Origin of the sequence: Flavobacterium hercynium (assembly GCF_002217285.1) — a bacterium.
Taxonomy (GTDB): Bacteria; Bacteroidota; Bacteroidia; order Flavobacteriales; family Flavobacteriaceae; genus Flavobacterium; species Flavobacterium hercynium.
Map to the genome: position 1 here is coordinate 281,485 of NZ_MUGW01000017.1, position 15,252 is coordinate 296,736.

General features: G+C 33.7%; 15 protein-coding genes and 1 riboswitch. All 15 genes read left to right on the forward strand.

The window, feature by feature from the left end; translation table 11 throughout:
• Nucleotides 1-21 precede the first annotated feature (21 nt).
• The 15 genes from B0A66_RS09100 (at nucleotide 22) to cysD (ending at nucleotide 15,198) form a co-directional block, all read left to right on the forward strand.
• Nucleotides 22-201 (forward strand): hypothetical protein, encoded by a 180-nt coding sequence (locus tag B0A66_RS09100; RefSeq protein WP_089049532.1) that lies wholly within the window; start codon nucleotides 22-24, stop codon nucleotides 199-201.
• A gap of 57 nt (nucleotides 202-258) precedes the next feature.
• Nucleotides 259-1,563 (forward strand): O-acetylhomoserine aminocarboxypropyltransferase/cysteine synthase family protein, encoded by a 1,305-nt coding sequence (locus B0A66_RS09105; protein WP_089049533.1) that lies wholly within the window; start codon nucleotides 259-261, stop codon nucleotides 1,561-1,563.
• A gap of 91 nt (nucleotides 1,564-1,654) precedes the next feature.
• On the forward strand, nucleotides 1,655-2,743 hold the full coding sequence (locus B0A66_RS09110; protein ID WP_089049534.1) for a homoserine dehydrogenase family protein: 1,089 nt from the start codon (nucleotides 1,655-1,657) through the stop codon (nucleotides 2,741-2,743).
• A gap of 629 nt (nucleotides 2,744-3,372) precedes the next feature.
• Nucleotides 3,373-3,573, forward strand: a complete 201-nt coding sequence (locus B0A66_RS09115; protein ID WP_089049535.1) for a hypothetical protein — start codon at nucleotides 3,373-3,375, stop codon at nucleotides 3,571-3,573.
• Between the two features lie 199 nt (nucleotides 3,574-3,772).
• Nucleotides 3,773-3,881: riboswitch (SAM riboswitch) on the forward strand.
• 78 nt (nucleotides 3,882-3,959) lie between these two features.
• Nucleotides 3,960-4,943, forward strand: coding sequence for an alpha/beta fold hydrolase (locus B0A66_RS09120; RefSeq protein WP_244283419.1), 984 nt, complete (start codon nucleotides 3,960-3,962; stop codon nucleotides 4,941-4,943).
• Nucleotide 4,944: 1 nt separating this feature from the next.
• A complete protein-coding gene (gene thrA, locus B0A66_RS09125; protein ID WP_089049537.1) occupies nucleotides 4,945-7,359 on the forward strand; it encodes a bifunctional aspartate kinase/homoserine dehydrogenase I in 2,415 nt (804 codons plus the stop codon).
• A gap of 42 nt (nucleotides 7,360-7,401) precedes the next feature.
• Nucleotides 7,402-7,959 (forward strand): hypothetical protein, encoded by a 558-nt coding sequence (locus B0A66_RS09130; protein ID WP_123868231.1) that lies wholly within the window; start codon nucleotides 7,402-7,404, stop codon nucleotides 7,957-7,959.
• 7 nt (nucleotides 7,960-7,966) lie between these two features.
• Entirely contained in the window at nucleotides 7,967-9,313 is a 1,347-nt protein-coding gene (locus B0A66_RS09135) for an ankyrin repeat domain-containing protein (protein WP_089049539.1), read from the forward strand.
• A gap of 30 nt (nucleotides 9,314-9,343) precedes the next feature.
• Nucleotides 9,344-9,793: an OsmC family protein gene (locus B0A66_RS09140; RefSeq protein ID WP_089049540.1), complete on the forward strand. Its 450-nt coding sequence runs from the start codon at nucleotides 9,344-9,346 to the stop codon at nucleotides 9,791-9,793.
• A gap of 92 nt (nucleotides 9,794-9,885) precedes the next feature.
• Complete coding sequence (locus B0A66_RS09145; protein ID WP_089049541.1) at nucleotides 9,886-11,058, forward strand: trans-sulfuration enzyme family protein; 1,173 nt, start codon at nucleotides 9,886-9,888, stop codon at nucleotides 11,056-11,058.
• Between the two features lie 176 nt (nucleotides 11,059-11,234).
• Nucleotides 11,235-11,738, forward strand: coding sequence for an RDD family protein (locus B0A66_RS09150; RefSeq protein ID WP_089049542.1), 504 nt, complete (start codon nucleotides 11,235-11,237; stop codon nucleotides 11,736-11,738).
• Nucleotides 11,739-11,989: 251 nt separating this feature from the next.
• Complete coding sequence (locus B0A66_RS09155) at nucleotides 11,990-12,400, forward strand: RrF2 family transcriptional regulator (RefSeq protein WP_089049543.1); 411 nt, start codon at nucleotides 11,990-11,992, stop codon at nucleotides 12,398-12,400.
• 114 nt (nucleotides 12,401-12,514) lie between these two features.
• Nucleotides 12,515-13,438 carry a sulfite exporter TauE/SafE family protein gene (locus B0A66_RS09160; RefSeq protein WP_089049574.1) on the forward strand — a complete coding sequence of 308 codons (924 nt, stop codon included), beginning with the start codon at nucleotides 12,515-12,517 and terminating at the stop codon, nucleotides 13,436-13,438.
• Nucleotides 13,439-13,456: 18 nt separating this feature from the next.
• Nucleotides 13,457-14,167 (forward strand): phosphoadenylyl-sulfate reductase, encoded by a 711-nt coding sequence (locus B0A66_RS09165; protein WP_089049544.1) that lies wholly within the window; start codon nucleotides 13,457-13,459, stop codon nucleotides 14,165-14,167.
• A 131-nt stretch (nucleotides 14,168-14,298) separates the two neighbouring features.
• Nucleotides 14,299-15,198: a sulfate adenylyltransferase subunit CysD gene (gene cysD / locus B0A66_RS09170; RefSeq protein ID WP_089049545.1), complete on the forward strand. Its 900-nt coding sequence runs from the start codon at nucleotides 14,299-14,301 to the stop codon at nucleotides 15,196-15,198.
• Nucleotides 15,199-15,252 lie beyond the last annotated feature (54 nt).

Here is a 15,252-nt window from a genome sequence, read left to right on the forward strand (position 1 = left end):
TCGTAACCTAATATAACAATCATGTCGACTTTAATTAAAAATACAGAAACGATTCAATCTCTAAAAATAGATACAGAAAACATTTTTAACCACGAAGAAGGTGAAAAAGAAGGAGTAGCAAGAGAGGTAATTTTTAGAAGAGAATCAAACTCAATACTATTTCAAATGTATGCAGACGAAGAGGAAGATTTTTTTATATAACCAAACATATAACTAACCGTTTAAAAATATTAACAATACCTAAAAAACTAAGAAATCATGAGTACACAAAAATTTGCAACCAACGCCCTTCATGCCGGACACGATGTAACTAAAAACGGAAGCACCAGAGCTGTGCCTATTTACCAAACATCATCTTATGTATTTAATGACTCAGATCATGCTGCTAATTTATTTGGTCTTGCTGAATCAGGATTTATCTACACACGATTAAATAACCCAACAAATGATGTTCTGGAACAGCGATTGGCAGCTTTAGAAGGCGGAATTGCAGCAGTAGTGACAGCGTCAGGTGCATCAGCAATTGCAACTACATTTCTAACGTTATTAAAAACAGGAGATCATATTGTAGCCTCTAACAGTTTGTACGGAGGAACGTATAACCTGCTAAAAGTAACATTGCCAAGATTAGGTATTACAACAACTTTTGTAGATCCTTCACAACCGGAAAACTTCACAAAAGCAGCAAAAGAAAATACAAGAGCCTTTTTTGCAGAATCATTAGGGAATCCAAAACTAGATGTATTGGATCTGAAAGCTATTGCTTCGGAAGCTCAAAAATTTAAAGTGCCGTTTATTGTAGACAATACAGTAGCTACTCCTTATTTACTAAAACCAATTGAATACGGCGCTAACATAGTAATTCATTCCTTAACCAAATATATATCAGGTAACGGAACTTCATTAGGAGGCGTTATTATCGACGCCGGAACTTTTGACTGGTCTAACGGAAAATTTCCTGAATTTACAGAACCATCTGCCGGATATCACGGATTGGTATATCATGAAGCGTTAGGAAATGCAGCATTTATAGCAAAAGCGAGAATTGAAGGACTACGTGATTTTGGTTCAGCTTTAAGTCCGTTTAATGCTTTTCAGATTATTCAGGGATTAGAAACATTACCAATTCGTATCAAGAAGCACAGCGAAAATGCTTTGGCTTTAGCAGAATGGTTAGAAAAACAAGATAAGGTAGTCTGGGTAAATTACCCGGGGTTAAAATCAAATAAATATTATGATTTAGCGAAAGAATATTTGCCGGAAGGACAAAGTGGAGTAATCACCTTTGGTTTAAAAGGAGGCTTTGATGCAGCAAAAAAAGTAGTCGATCAGACAAAACTATTTTCGCTCTTAGCAAACATTGGAGATACAAAATCGCTAATTATCCATCCGGCAAGCACAACACACCAACAGCTTACAGATGAGGAGCAAATCGAAACGGGTGTTTCAAAAGATTTGGTTAGACTTTCTGTAGGTATTGAGGATATTGAAGACTTAATTGCTGATTTGCAAACCGTTTTTACAAACGTAACGCAGTCACAATATAGTACCAATAAAAATTAAGGTTTTTTTGTTTTTTGTTTGAAAAATTGCCTTTAGCAATGTGAGTTTTGCTAGAGGTGATTTTTTATGATTTCATTTAACACTATATATTATGTCAAAGCTTAAAATAAATATCATTCTTTTTGGTATCGGAAATATCGGAAGCACATTAATCAATCAGATTATCGAAAGTCAGGAGTTTTTTCTGGAAAGCAGGAATATCGATTTTCATTTTCCGATTATTACCAATTCGACAGTAGCCTTTTTTGAAAAAGAAGGTGTAGGATATGCCTGGGAAACCAATTTTGTACAATTAGCAGTTCCTTTTAAAGTAGAGGATATTATTGAATTTGCAAAAGAAAATGAATTTGAGAATTTAATAGCTGTTGACGCTACAGCTAGTGACGAGCTCATAGGTCATTACAACACCTTGATTCAAAACGGTTTTAATATCGTAGCAGTCAATAAAAAGGCGAATACGTTACCAATCGATCTTTATAAAGAATTGAGAGAGAATCTGAAAAAATACGACAAGGAGTTTTTGTATGAAACGTCAGTAGATACAGGATTTCCGGTATTGCAAACCTTAAGAGATTTGTATTATTCAGGAGAGAAAATAACCAAAATACGAGGTGTTTTTTCCGATAATCTTAGTTATGTTTTTAATCGTTTCTCTAATGAAGAGGGAACTTTTTCATCTGTGCTAAAAGATGCAAGTTTGCTGGGCTTAATGCGTTCGACTTTTAAAGAAGATTTGTCCGGCAACGACACGGCAAGAAAACTGTTGATTTTGACACGGGAAATTGGAAAAGATTTTGAATTGGCAGATATAAAAATCAATTCGCTGATTCATCCTGAGCATCTTGAAAAAAATGGAATTTTAAACAAAGAAGCTATCGATCGACATTTTAAAATTGCAAAGATTACACAGGCAGATAACCACGTTTTAAGATATATAGGAGAATTTGATGTTCAAAAAAATACATTAGAAGTAAAATTAGTTTCAGAACCGCTAACGTCAGCCATTGGCCAGCTAAAAGGATCCGATACTATTTTTGAAATTTACACACAATCTTATTCAAATGTTCCCATCGTAATTCAAAGTGCATCAGCATGTAAACAGGCAATTTCAAGAGGAATAATAACCGATATTTTGAAAGTAGCAGAGAAAATCAAAAATAAAGAAGCAGTCTGGCTGTAAAACACTGGAGAAGTTTTAATAAATGTTCTTTGATAAACTGATTTGTGGAAATAGTTTTAAGATAAAATATCGCGTAATGTAAGTTTTTGCTTAAATTTTTCTGAACAAAATTTTTGTAAGATGTTTTATATCGATAAAAATCACTTTTTTGTCGGATTTTCGTATTAATATTATGTTTTTTATTTGTTTAGTAGAATTTTATTTTAGATATTTGTAAAACCAAAAGCTGCTGAACCAAAAGATCTTAAAGGTTGACGAAATAAGTCATTCCAATTTGATTAAAACGAGTAGAATGCCGATTCTTTAAATTGTAAGAACAACAATGAAGATAAAGCAAAACTTCTCTCGGTAATTTTGAAGGCTTTTTTAAAGATAGAAAAATGAAACAATTTTATAAAATAACAAATAAATCGCAGGCAAAGTCCCTTCAGATGAACAAGATGTTCACTGTCGCATCTATTTGCGTATACGTCTGCTGATTCCAAAAGAATTTTTAAAGTTTACAATAAAACTTAAACCCTTTTGGTATATCGATCCAAAAGGGTTTTTTTATTTTTTTGGATCAAGCTAAACATCAAAAATAAACGAAGAATAAAAATAATACAGAAACGAACTAAAACTTAAATATCATGAGCGCAACAAACATCTTTACAAGAGCATTTTCTAAATTGAAAAACAAAGGGACAAAAGCAAACAACCCACCACCAACAAATGAATTAGCACATCCAAGTTTCGGAATCAACGAGACAGAAAAAAATACAGCGATAAAAGCAGCAAATTCATTATTGTTTTTGATGTATTCAAAAGAGAATGAAACACTTTTTATCTAAATTGAAAAGTATCGCAAAATAGGTTGCAAACCTGCTTAATTTTACTGGGCTTCTAGTTCGGTAAATTTTTGCGTATAATAGTTTTTAGTAGTTTTCGTTTGAATTATATTTAAGAAATTGAACAATCAGGTTCGATAAAATTTGTTTGTTTAAGAAAATAGTAGTTTATTTGCACCATTAAGTTCAAAAACGTATTGAAATGTTATAAAGAAAGGACGAGGGATTAGACCCGATGAATCCTTAGCAACCCTTCGTTAATTCGAAGAAGGTGCTGCATTCTACCACGCCCAAACGTGGAAAGATAACAACAAGAATTTTTCTAGTTTCGTTCTAGACTTTCTTTTTAATATTTCCAGATACAAATCAATAATACAATAGATTTGAAATTGGAAAATATACCAAACCCTTTAATCATACAAAATTTCACCACAGAAAATGGTGCACTTTATCATTCGTTACCTTTAAGCTTTGCTGTCTTTGGTTTACCATTGCACAGCGCACCAATTGTTTTGGTCAATCATGCTTTAACGGGTAATGCTGAGGTTGCAGGTGAAAATGGTTGGTGGAATGACTTAATTGGAGACAACAAAACAATAGATACAGATAAGTTTACTGTGTTGTCATTTAATGTCCCGGGAAATGGACATGATGCTTTCATTATCGAAAATTACCAGAATTTTACCACTCGCGATATCGCCAGAATTTTTCTTAAAGGACTTGATCTTTTAGATATTACAAATCTGCACACCATTATTGGAGGTTCTGTAGGTGGTGGAGTGGCTTGGGAAATGCTGGCATTAGCACCAAACAGTACTCAAAATTTAATTCCTATAGCAACAGACTGGAAATCGACCGACTGGATGATTGCAAATTGCTATCTGCAAGAGCAAATACTCAATAATTCATCAAAACCGGTAGAAGATGCCAGAATCCATGCGATGTTGTGTTATAGATCTCCGGAATCATTCAAAGAGAAATTTCAGCGCACCTTAAACGAAAATCTTTCCATTTTTAATATCGAAAGCTGGCTGGCACATCATGGCAAAAAATTGCAGCAAAGATATCAGCTGTCTTCGTACAGACTAATGAATCAGTTGCTTAAAACCATTGATATTACCAGAAATAGCGAAGATTTCGAAACGTTACTATCAAGAACAAACGCCACAATTCATATTATCGGAATCAATTCAGATTTGTTTTTTACAGCAAAAGAGAATAAAGAAACGTATCAGGAACTCAAGAAGTTCAAACACAATGTTTTTTACAGCGAAATAGACTCCATTCACGGACACGACGCTTTTTTAATAGAGTACAAACAATTAGATCAATTACTTGCCGATATTTTTAAGGCAGAAACAATAGCAAAATAAAATGAAAATATTAAAATTTGGTGGTAGATCATTATCAAACGGAGAAGGATTAAACAAGGTTGTATCAATTATAAAAGATAAAGTTAACCAAGGAGAACAAATTGCAGTAGTGGTTTCTGCCCGTGGCAATGCAACAGATGAATTAGAATATATTTTAAAAATTGCAGCCAAAAACGGAAATTACAAACCGTTGTTTGAAAATTTTAAAGTCTATCAGATTTCAGATTATCCGAATGTTGATTTTTCAGAAGAATTTAATGTCTTAGAAAAATTATATGAAGGAGTTAGCTTAATTGGTGACTACAGTAATAAAATCAAAGATCAGATTTTGTCTAAAGGTGAATTGCTTTCAGCTAAATTACTGACCTCAATTTTAAAAGAAAATGGTATTCCGGCAAACTTTGTGGATTCCAGAGAATTGCTAAAAACCGATTCTAAATTTGGTGATGCACAACCTTTAGAACAACTTTCTAAGAAAAATGTCATCAATTATTTTAAAGAACATAACGGATCGACCGTAAATATTGTAACTGGTTTTATTGGTTCAAACAATAACAACGATACTACAACTTTGGGAAGAAACGGAAGTAATTACACCGCTTCATTATTAGCGAATTACTTAAATGCTGAAGAACTTCAAAATTTCACCCACGTTGACGGAATTTACACAGCAAACCCTGATTTGGTAGCTGATGCTAAAAAGATTGAATTTTTATCGTTTAATGAAGCGAATGAGCTGGCTAATTTTGGTGCTACTATTTTGCATGCTAAAACGATAATTCCATTATTAGAAAAAAATATTCCATTACGTATTTTAAATACCTTCAATCACGAAAACCGAGGTACTTTAATTACTTCAGATTCTGCAAAAGAAGGAATCAAAACACTTTCTGTTTTAGAGAACTTATCATTAGTAAATCTTGAAGGTCGCGGATTACTTGGAAAAGCTGGTGTAGACGCCCGAATTTTTAAAGTAATGGGAGATCACAATATCAGTGTAAGTATCATTTCGCAAGGTTCTTCAGAAAGAGGAATCGGATTGGTTGTGGCTACTGATAAAGCGACAACAGCCATGATCGAATTAGAAAAAGAGTTCGAAAATGATTTCTATTCTAAAGACGTTAACCAGATTACTGTAACAGACAATGTATCTGTTATTTCCATTATTGGTCAGGATCTAAGCACTTTCCATAAACCATATACGGCTTTAATCAAAAACAAAATCGTTCCAATCTTGTTTAACAATACGGTTACAGGTAAAAACGTGAGTTTAGTCGTTAAAAAGACAGAATTGAATAAAGCATTAAATGTAATTCACGGAGAAATTTTTGGAGTTTCTAAAAAAATCAACATTGCTATTTTCGGTCACGGATTGGTAGGAGGAACTTTAATCAATCAGATTTTACAATCAGCAGCAGCAATTGAAAAACGTAAAGACATTAAACTGAATGTATTTGCAATTGCCAATTCTAAGAAGCTGCTTTTAAATAAAAATGGCGTAACTTCAGACTGGAAAAATGAGTTACAAAAAGAAGGAGTAGAATACACTATCAAAGATGTCATTGCGTATGCAAATCAGCACCATTTAGAAAATTTAATTGCGATTGATAATACAGCAAGTACCGCGTTTGTAGAAAATTATGTTTCGTTAATCGAAAGCAGTTTCGACTTAATTTCATCAAACAAAGTAGCCAATACATTGAGTTACGGGTTTTACAAAGAATTAAGAAAAGCATTAGCGGATAATCAAAAGAATTATTTGTACGAAACCAATGTTGGTGCAGGATTGCCATTAATTGACACCATAAAATTATTGCATCTTTCGGGTGAAAACATCACAAAAATAAAAGGTGTTTTCTCAGGAACATTGAGTTATTTATTCAATAATTTCTCAGCAAAAGACGCTCCTTTTAGTGAAATTTTGAAAGAAGCAATCGATAACGGATACACAGAACCAGACCCGCGTGAGGATTTATGCGGAAATGACGTAGGAAGAAAATTATTGATTTTAGCAAGAGAATTAGATCTTCAAAATGAGTTTGAGGAAATCTCAATTCAAAACCTGATTCCAGAGCATTTACGCGAAGGAAACGTTGCTGATTTCTTAACGAAACTAAAAGAATTTGACCCGATTTACGAGAAAATAAAAGCAGATCAAAAACCAAATCACGTATTACGATACATTGGAGAATTGTCTGGAGATTTACAAAACGATAAAGGAATCTTAGAAGTAAAATTAGTTTCAGTACCATCAGATACCGCATTGGGCGGATTAAAAGGATCTGATTCTTTCTTCGAAATTTATACAGAATCATACGGAGATCGTCCGATTGTTATTCAGGGAGCTGGTGCAGGTTCAGCAGTAACAGCAAGAGGCGTTTTTGGAGATATTTTGAGATTATCAGATAAAGAATAATACAGTTTCAGATTTAGAGTATAATTTTAAAACAAACAAGAAGTGAAAAAGTTTTTACTAGCAGTGTTATTCTCCAATGCAATGTTTGCTCAGATTTCGCATGTGGTTAGAAGTAAAGAGAGTTATACACAGGATGTTTTTGCTTATCAAGGAGTTAGAGCTATTCAGATTGATGAGGCCAACTCCGAAGGAAATGAGGATAACGTTTTTATTTTTTCTAAGATTGAAAAAAATGCCAATCCGGATAAAATGTATTTTCAAAGATTTACAAAAGTGAATAGTAAATGGATTTTGAAATCAAGCGTTGAAATAAATCATAATGGTATTATTTCAGCTTGGGGAAGCAGAAAAGGTTTTGTTGACTATGATAAAGATAAAAGTGTAGATGCCTTTTTTATTTATGCACTTTATGATACTAATTTTAGAGAGCAATCAGTTCATTTAATATTTTCGAAAAAAGACCAATTGTATACTATAGAGTCAAAAGTTTCTGATGATTTTAAGAAAGACAAATTCTCAGATAATTTTAAATCTTTGGATGCAGTATCTAAAAAAGAACTTTTGGAATATTGGAACAAATTAGATAAAATAGACAAGTAAGATCTGTATGAGTTCTCTAAACAGAAGTGTAGCATTAATAATACTGTGTATTGCTTTTATAGTATCGTGTAAAAAAGAAATAGCAAAACCAGCAGTTGTTCACAAAAAGGAATTTGTTTATACATCACAAGAGATTGTTGTTGCAATACAGGAAGGTGATTTACAAAAAGTAAAGCAATATATTGATAAAGGAGGAGATCCTAATGCAAGATGCAAAGGCTACACCAGAGGCAGTATAGAGGAAGGTGAAGAAAATATATCGGATCAGGACTGGACACTTTTAATGTATGCTGTTTTTCATAATAAATTAGAGATTGGAAAATTTCTTTTAAGCAAAAAGGCGGATGTAAATGCTGTAAATGCAGTTGGACACAGTGCTTTGTTTTTGGCTTGTGCACATAATCATGAAGAAATGGCTTTGTTGTTATTAGAAAACGGTGCTAATGTAAATCTTGGAAAGGACGATAGTGGAACAAATACATTACAATGGGCATTGGCTTACGACCTTAATGATCTATCATTAAAATTAATAGAGAAGGGTGCAAATTTAAATGCTTTCTCTACGGATACAGGAAGGTCTGTTTTATTAGAAGCGCTATATTCTGATAGTATAAAACCTGCTGTTGTGAATCGGATTATAGATTTAGGTGCAGATGTTCTTTTTATAAATCCAAAATATAAAGAAACGTCATTAATGTTGGCGTGTAGAAAAAATGACACAGTAGCAGTAAAGAAAATTATTAAAAAAGGTGCTGATGTAAATTTTGAATCTGAGAGTGGAAATACTGCTCTGGGGGATGCAGCAGGAAATGACTTTCAGGATGATTCATTGCTTCGTTATTTGGTAGATAAAGGAGCAAAAGTAAACAGTAAAAATGTGCCTTTGATAGATGCAGTATATAGCAAAAGTCTCGAAAAAGTAAAATTTTTAATTGAAAAAGGTGCAGATGTAAACAAAAAGAGAGCTATAAATGGACTCTCTCCATTGTTTGAAGCCGGATTTAATGCCAATTACGAAATGGCTGCTTATCTAATTGATAATGGTGCTGATGTTAATATTGAAAATTTTGACGGTCAAAGCGTTCTGTATCGTTCATTAACTAGTTTTAATGGCAGTTATGAAGTAATAAAATTGTTGATTGACAAAGGAGCTAATGTCAATTTTATCAATAATGATAAAAGCACCGCTTTGATGAAAGCAGCACAATATAATCTGCCTGAAGTTGTCGCTCTCTTATTAGATAATGGAGCAAGAAAAGAAGGTATTGATTTTTATGGAAAAACTGCAAAAATATATGCTCAGGAATCAGCAGAGAGAACAGGTGATAAAACAATAATGAAATTCTTTCAATAGAAAAAAAAAGATAACTTAGAATAAAGTAACATGAAAGTAACCTTAAACAGAGTAAACGACGCATTTCATTTTAAACTTAAAAATGAACGCGGTCATGTAGTTGATGTTGATAGCAGAGCCGAATTTGGAGGCAGTGATTTAGGTGCAAGTCCAATGGAATTAGTATTGATGGGTGTTGCGGGATGCAGCGCGATTGATATGATTTCGATTCTAAAAAAACAGCGTCAGGAAATAACGTCATTTAATGCTGAGGTCGAAGGACTTCGTGTTCAGATCGACGAGGCAAAGCCTTTTAAAGAAATAAATGTTGTTTTTTATCTGGAAGGTGATATCAACCCTGACAAGGCACATCGTGCTGCACAGCTTTCTTTCGAGAAATATTGTTCAGTAGCCAAAACGGTTGAACCAACAGCAACAATTAAATATAAAGTTGTCCTAAACAATAGCCCCCTAACCCCCGAAGGGGGAACTGGCAATTAATTAAAATTATTGCTTATATAATTATTACGAATTTCTCCGCATTCAACTCCCTTCCCTTTGGGGAAGGTTGGGGAGGGGACAAATAAAAAAAAATGAACGAACAAGAATTTGGTTTTGAAACTCAAGCCATAAGAACACAATTAGAAAGAACCCAATATCTGGAGCATTCGGTGCCCTTATACTTATCGTCAAGCTTTGTATTTGAAGATGCAGAAGATATGAGAGCTTCTTTTACAGAAGAAAAAGAAAGAAACATCTACAGCCGTTTCAGCAATCCAAACACAACAGAGTTTGTAGATAAAATTTGCAAGATGGAAGGCGCAGAAGCAGGTTATGCTTTTGCAACCGGAATGGCAGCTGTATATTCTACATTCGCGGCTTTGCTAAATGCTGGAGATCACATTGTATCAGCGAGCAGTGTTTTTGGCTCAACTCATGCTTTGTTTATGACGTATTTTCCAAAGTGGAACATCGAAACTTCTTACTTTGACATTAATAAACCTGAAACAATTGAAGGCTTTATTAAACCCAATACAAAAATATTGTACGCAGAATCGCCAACAAATCCGGGTGTAGATGTAATCGATATGCAATTGTTGGGCGATATAGCCAAAAAACACAACTTGATTTTAATCATCGACAACTGTTTTGCAACGCCATACATTCAGCAGCCTATCAAATTTGGTGCTCATTTAGTAGTGCATTCAGCGACTAAATTAATTGATGGTCAGGGACGTGTTTTAGGTGGTGTTACGGTTGGAAGTGAAGATTTAATCAGACAGATTTATTTATTTTCAAGAAACACAGGACCGGCATTATCACCTTTTAACGCATGGGTTTTATCAAAAAGTTTAGAAACACTTGCAATTCGTGTAGAGAAGCATTGCGAAAATGCCTTGAAAGTAGCAGAGTTTTTAGAAGCGCATCCAAATGTGAATAGTGTGAAATATCCATTCCTGAAATCGCACCCGCAATATGAAGTCGCTAAAAAGCAAATGCTTTTAGGAGGAAACATTATTGCTTTTGAAATTAAAGGAGGAATAGAAGCAGGAAGAAAATTTTTAGATAAAATAAAACTTTGTTCCTTGTCAGCAAACATAGGTGATACAAGATCAATTGTAACACATCCTGCATCAACAACACACAGTAAACTTTCAGAAGAAGATCAGCTGGCAGTTGGCATTACACAAGGTCTGGTACGTGTTTCAGTAGGTTTAGAAACCGTAAAAGATGTAATTGCAGACTTAGAGCAGGCACTTTCTTAAGGAATTTTAGATTTAAGAGTTTAGATCTTAGATTGTAATATAAAATGACGTTTATAGCTATAAATTTTATAGTTGTAAGCGTCATTTCTTTTTTAATGTTTGTTTATTTAATAAAAAGTATATTTTTGTTTTTATAAAAACCATTAATAACCAAAACTTTAAACCTACTAAAACACATGAGTAACTCTACTTACATTCTTAATGAAGATTTAGTCGCTAACAATTGGATTCGTCTTGCGCATTATTTTCTGGACATTATTTTTATTCTTTTAACAACATTTGTTGCATCTGTTTTTTTTGCAATTATTGCTACTTTTTTAGGCTTTCACGAAATGTTATTTTGGATGCAGAATTTGTCTGATCTCGAAGGAAAATTGATTTTCATTTTCTTTTCACTATTTTATTATACAGTTACAGAAGGACTTTTTGGAAGATCTGTGGCTAAATTTATTACAGGAACAGTGGTTGTCGATGAGAATGGAGATAAACCATCTTTCGGTGCTCTTTTTAAAAGAACATTGTGCAGATTAATTCCTTTTGATGCCCTTTCTTTTTTTGGAAGCAGGGGTTGGCATGATTCAATGTCAGATACCTACGTTGTCCATAAAAAAGCACTTAGTGAAGATATAAGAGATTTTAATGACTTTAAGTTAATTGGAGCTCAGGAAATCGAAGAATAAAATAGTTTTTTATTAAAGAGCTTTCAGTTCTTAATTATAGTAAAGCCGGATTTTAATCCGGCTTTTTTAATTAAAGAAATAGCTAAAATGGTATACTATACTAATTTAGTAGAATTTACAAGTTCATTCTGTTATTTTTCTCATACAAAAACCTTATTTTTGTTGCAGAACAACATGTATTTTGTTTATTTGCCTCATTCTGATACTGATTGAGACTTAAAAGAACAAACTACAATCTAAAAATTATATAAGTGCTTTCCAAAAAAACTAAATACGGCATTAAAGCTTTGACTTACCTGGCCAGACGCGAAAACAACGAACCGGTACAAATTGCTGAAATTGCCAGAAGCGAACACATTTCGATTAAATTTTTAGAAAGCATATTATTATTGCTTCGAAACTCTGGTTTTCTTGGAGCAAAAAAAGGAAAAGGTGGCGGCTACTATCTGATTAAAGATCCAAAAGAGATTAGTATGGCCAAAGTTTATCGTATTCTGGAAGGTCCAATTGCACTACTTCCGTGCGCAAGTCACAATTTTTATGAAAAATGTGATGATTGTGATGACGAGTCTACCTGCGCTGCAAGACGCTTAATGACTGAGGTTAGGGACAATACACTCAAAATACTAGAAAGTAACTCTCTCGCAGACATTGCTTTTTAAGCAATAAAAATTAGTAAAAAAAAAGTTGAATTTAAAAAAAAGTGTTACTTTTGCAAAGTAATCTACTAAGCCGATAGGATAATGGATTTTAAAAACAAGAAAAAACATAGCAATATGGAGAAGGAATTGAAACTGAATAATTCTGGTGATAAAGCGGATACATCAATAAAAGAGAAATTATGGATAGCAATACCCGCTACCTTATTAATTGGTTTGTTGTTTATATTGATTTACAGACATCATGCAGAATTTTCCTGGGACGGACTTGCAAGTGGTTTCAATCAGGAGTTTTTAGTTTTTTTCTTAATTGGAGTTTTTGCACAATTAGTAGATGGAACATTGGGAATGGGTTACGGTGCAACTTCGACCTCTTTTTTATTAGCATACGGAGTTCCACCCGTTATTAGCAGTACAGGAGTTCACGTTGCAGAAATGTTTACAACAGGAGCATCGGCAATATCGCATCATCGATTTGGAAATATTAATAAAAAGCTCGTAAAGCATTTATTAATTCCGGGAGTTTTAGGCTCATTTACAGGAGCTTATTTATTGTCGGATGTTATTGACGGAGAGAAGATAAAGCCTTTTATAGCAATCTATATGATTATTTTGGCTTGTATAATTATCAAAAAAGCTTTGGCCAAAACGATTATAAAAAAGAAAACTAAAAAATTAGGGATTCTGGCTGGTTTTGGTGGTTTTATGGATTCTGTTGGCGGTGGAGGCTGGGGACCAATTGTAACATCAACCTTATTAGGAAGAGGAAGAAATCCACGTTACACGATTGGCTCAGTAAATGCAGCAGAGTTTGCAGTTTCATTTGCAAGCGGAATCACCTTCATGTATTTTGGAGGAATAGAAGGATGGCAAATTATAGCAGGATTGATTTTAGGAGGTGTAATGGCAGCTCCATTAGCAGCTTTTCTGGTAAATAAAATAAAGAGAAAACCAATGATGGTGGCGGTTGGAATTTTAATTATCATTTTGAGTTTGAAAACATTATCAAGAGGATTTGAGACACTTTCAAGCTTTTTTTAAACATTAGGATAGTATAATATGAATGCGAGTAGTATAGAATTATTGGTAACAAAAACAAAAGATTTTTCGCTGGAAGAAACGTTAGCTTTTGTCGCAAAAGAATATCCGGGAGAAGTAGTTTTCTCGACTTCTTTTGGTCAGGAAGATCAGGTTATTACCGATTTTATAGCAAGGAATAACATTGACATAACCATTTTCACTTTAGATACAGGAAGGTTATTTCAGGAAACATACGATGTTTTTCACAGAACATTAAAAAAGTATAAAAAACCAATCGAAGTTTATTTTCCGGAAGCAGCAGCAGTCGAGAATTTACTAAAACAAAAAGGACCAAACAGCTTTTATGATTCGGTTGAGAACAGAAAAGAATGTTGTTTTATTCGAAAAGTAGTTCCGCTTAGAAAAGCACTTTCAGGAAACAAAGTATGGATTACAGGTTTAAGAGCAGAGCAATCAGAGAACAGACAAGATTTGAATTTGTTTGAATACGATGCAAACTTCGAAATCATCAAATTCAATCCGTTACTAAAATGGACTTTACAAGAAGTTGAAGATCATTTAAAAGAATACAGTGTTCCTCAAAATGCATTGCACAAACAAGGTTTCGTAAGTATAGGATGTGCGCCTTGTACAAGAGCAATTTTACCGGATGAAGATATAAGAGCCGGAAGATGGTGGTGGGAATCAAGCCATAAAGAATGTGGTTTGCATAGCGCTAAGAAAGAGTAGGATTGCAATTTTAGAATATAGATTTTAGATTACAAAAACAAAAAAACAGGATCGTTTAAGGATTTCTGATTAACCTCACATTAATCAGAAATAGAGAACTAAAACGATCTGGCATTAAACAAAAAACAAAAATGAGTTCAGTATTAAAAACAAACGCTTTAGAGAGTGAAGCGATATACATTTTCAGAGAAGTAATTTCACAGTTTGATAAACCGGTTTTACTTTTCTCTGGAGGAAAAGATTCTATAACATTAGTGCGTTTGGCACAAAAAGCTTTTTTTCCTGCAAAGATTCCGTTTCCTCTTTTGCACGTTGATACAGGACATAATTTTCCTGAAACCATTGCTTTTAGAGATAAATTGGTAGAAGAATTAGGATTAGAATTAATAGTTCGTAATGTTCAGGATGCAATCGACGAAGGAAAAGTAGTAGAAGAAACTGGAAAGTATTCTAGTAGAAACAGTTTACAAACCACTACACTTTTAGATGCTATTGAAGAATTTAAGTTTGATGCCTGTATTGGTGGCGCACGTCGCGATGAAGAGAAAGCCAGAGCCAAAGAACGTATTTTTTCCGTTCGTGATGATTTTGGTCAATGGGACGAGAAAAACCAGCGTCCGGAGTTATTTGATATTTTAAATGGAAAGATAGAAAATGGGCAAAATGTTCGTGTTTTCCCAATTTCAAACTGGACAGAATTAGACGTGTGGAGTTATATCGAGAAAGAAAACATCGAGATTCCATCAATCTATTTTTCACATAAAAGAAAAGTTTTTTTGAGAGACGGTTTAATCTGGTCACATTCTCCTTATGTGTATCAGGAAGAAGACGAACAAATCGAAGAAAGAATTGTTCGTTTCAGAACCGTTGGAGATATGAGTTGTACCGCTGCAGTCGAATCGTATGCCGCAACAATTCAGGAAGTAGTAGGCGAAATCAGAGAATCAACCATTTCTGAAAGAGGAGCCAGAATCGATGACAAACGCTCTGAAGCCGCAATGGAAAAAAGAAAACAACAAGGATACTTTTAAGCCCCCTAACCCCCAAAGGGGGAATAATGGGAAGATTAAAAAACGAAAAAAATA

Bases quoted from the DNA above. Each gene is read 5' to 3' on its own strand.
- B0A66_RS09100 (WP_089049532.1), top strand. From the start codon at position 22: ATGTCGACTTTAATTAAAAATACAGAAACGATTCAATCTCTAAAAATA.
- B0A66_RS09105 (WP_089049533.1), top strand. From the start codon at position 259: ATGAGTACACAAAAATTTGCAACCAACGCCCTTCATGCCGGACACGAT.
- B0A66_RS09110 (WP_089049534.1), top strand. From the start codon at position 1,655: ATGTCAAAGCTTAAAATAAATATCATTCTTTTTGGTATCGGAAATATC.
- B0A66_RS09115 (WP_089049535.1), top strand. From the start codon at position 3,373: ATGAGCGCAACAAACATCTTTACAAGAGCATTTTCTAAATTGAAAAAC.
- thrA (WP_089049537.1), top strand. From the start codon at position 4,945: ATGAAAATATTAAAATTTGGTGGTAGATCATTATCAAACGGAGAAGGA.
- B0A66_RS09135 (WP_089049539.1), top strand. From the start codon at position 7,967: ATGAGTTCTCTAAACAGAAGTGTAGCATTAATAATACTGTGTATTGCT.
- B0A66_RS09140 (WP_089049540.1), top strand. From the start codon at position 9,344: ATGAAAGTAACCTTAAACAGAGTAAACGACGCATTTCATTTTAAACTT.
- B0A66_RS09145 (WP_089049541.1), top strand. From the start codon at position 9,886: ATGAACGAACAAGAATTTGGTTTTGAAACTCAAGCCATAAGAACACAA.
- B0A66_RS09150 (WP_089049542.1), top strand. From the start codon at position 11,235: ATGAGTAACTCTACTTACATTCTTAATGAAGATTTAGTCGCTAACAAT.
- B0A66_RS09160 (WP_089049574.1), top strand. From the start codon at position 12,515: ATGGAGAAGGAATTGAAACTGAATAATTCTGGTGATAAAGCGGATACA.
- B0A66_RS09165 (WP_089049544.1), top strand. From the start codon at position 13,457: ATGAATGCGAGTAGTATAGAATTATTGGTAACAAAAACAAAAGATTTT.
- cysD (WP_089049545.1), top strand. From the start codon at position 14,299: ATGAGTTCAGTATTAAAAACAAACGCTTTAGAGAGTGAAGCGATATAC.